The sequence below is a fragment of the Microbacterium sp. K41 genome (assembly GCF_004794395.1).
In the GTDB taxonomy this organism is placed as follows: domain Bacteria; phylum Actinomycetota; class Actinomycetes; order Actinomycetales; family Microbacteriaceae; genus Microbacterium; species Microbacterium sufflavum.
This window is the reverse complement of record NZ_SSDO01000496.1, coordinates 1-1,404: the sequence shown is the minus strand read 5'-3', so window position 1 is coordinate 1,404 and position 1,404 is coordinate 1. Positions and strand designations below refer to the sequence as shown.

Annotated in this window: 2 protein-coding genes; one reads left to right on the top strand and one right to left on the bottom strand. The window is 72.8% G+C overall.

All coding sequences use genetic code 11. The features are described 5' to 3' along the window. A partial coding sequence (locus DW309_RS16460; RefSeq protein WP_136045982.1) for a DUF2207 family protein occupies positions 1 to 628 on the top strand: 628 nt, incomplete at its 5' end. Between the two features lie 6 nt (positions 629 to 634). Here DW309_RS16460 and DW309_RS16455 read toward each other — a convergent pair. Continuing rightward, the gene (locus DW309_RS16455; protein ID WP_206251817.1) at positions 635 to 1,333 is read right to left on the bottom strand and encodes a DUF2520 domain-containing protein; all 699 of its coding nucleotides are present in this window, start codon (positions 1,331 to 1,333) and stop codon (positions 635 to 637) included. Between the last annotated feature and the right edge of the window lie 71 nt (positions 1,334 to 1,404).

Here is a 1,404-nt window from a genome sequence, read left to right as displayed (position 1 = left end):
GCGGGGCCTCACGGAGCGGGCCCGGAGCCGCGGCGCCGTCGTCGTGCAGTGGTGTGCCATCGCGATCGCGCTGGCGGGCCTCGGGGTGGGCATCTGGGCCGTGGCGAGCGGGCGGCTGGCCGCGATCCCGGGGCTCGTCGCCGCGGCGTTCGCCGTGGTGCTGGTCGGCATCGCCGCCTTCTACTCGTTCTCGAAGCACACCGTGCTCACCCCGGAGGGTGCCCGGACGCTCGAATACCTCCAGGGCGTGCGAGAGTTCATCCGCGTGGCCGAGGAGGACCGCCTGCGCATGCTGCAGTCGTACACCGGTGCGGAACGCCGTGAGGTCGATGGTGCCGAGGTGATCCACGTGTATGAGCGACTGCTGCCGTACGCGATGCTGTTCGGGATGGAGGACGAGTGGGGCGAGGTCCTCGAACGCGCCTACACCCGAGAGCAGCGCGGCGCGGCCTGGATCGGCGATCCCACCTCGCTCGCGCTGCGCGTGCAGCTCGCGGCGTTCATGTCGTCGTCGCAGTCGGCGGCGACGTACACGGCGCCGACGACCGGGTCCTCGTCGAGCGGCGGATCGTTCGGCGGCGGCTTCTCGGGCGGCGGGGGCGGCGGCGGCTTCTCGGGCGGACGGTGAGCGCCGTCAGATCAGGGGTGGCGGCTCGGACGACTCGCGCAGCGCCCGCTCCACCGTGGACTGCACGAGCGCAGACAGGTACCCCCCGGGATTGTCGACGCCGATCTCCCGCAGCCGGGACGTGGACTGCCCGATGATCGACCGCGAGAACTCGGTCACGGTCGCGATCGCATCCGCGTACGCCGGCCGGTCCGCGTCCGCGATCACCACCGGTTCGCAGCCCATCTCCACGGCCAGCGCCTGCGCGATGGGGAGGACGGCCGCGGGAGCGGTCACCGCGGCATAGCCGGCCTGCAACTGACGGAGATCGATCGATGTCCCGGTGAACGTGATCGCCGGGTGCACCGCCAGCGGGATCGCTCCGCGCTCAGCGGCAGGACGGAGCACCTCGATGCCGTGCGCCGCATCGGTGTGCAGCACCAGCTGACCCACCTGCCACCCGCCCACTTCGGCGATGCCGGCGACAAGCGCCGGGAGCTGCTCGGAGGGCACGGCGAGGATCACGAGCTCGGCCCGGCGGACGACCTCCTGCGTCTCGAGCACGGGCACACCGGGGAGCACGGCCGAGGCTCGTTCGTCGTCGGATCCACTGGTCATACCGACGACGGCGTGACCTGCACCGGCGAGCGCAGCGCCCAGCACGGGCCCGACGCGACCTGCACCGACGATGCCGACGCCCAGCCGGCCGTCCCGCATGGCGCTCATTCCTCGGTCGGAGCCGGCCTCGACGACCGACGGGTCGGCGGAACCACGGGCGGCTGCACGGGGGGCGTCGG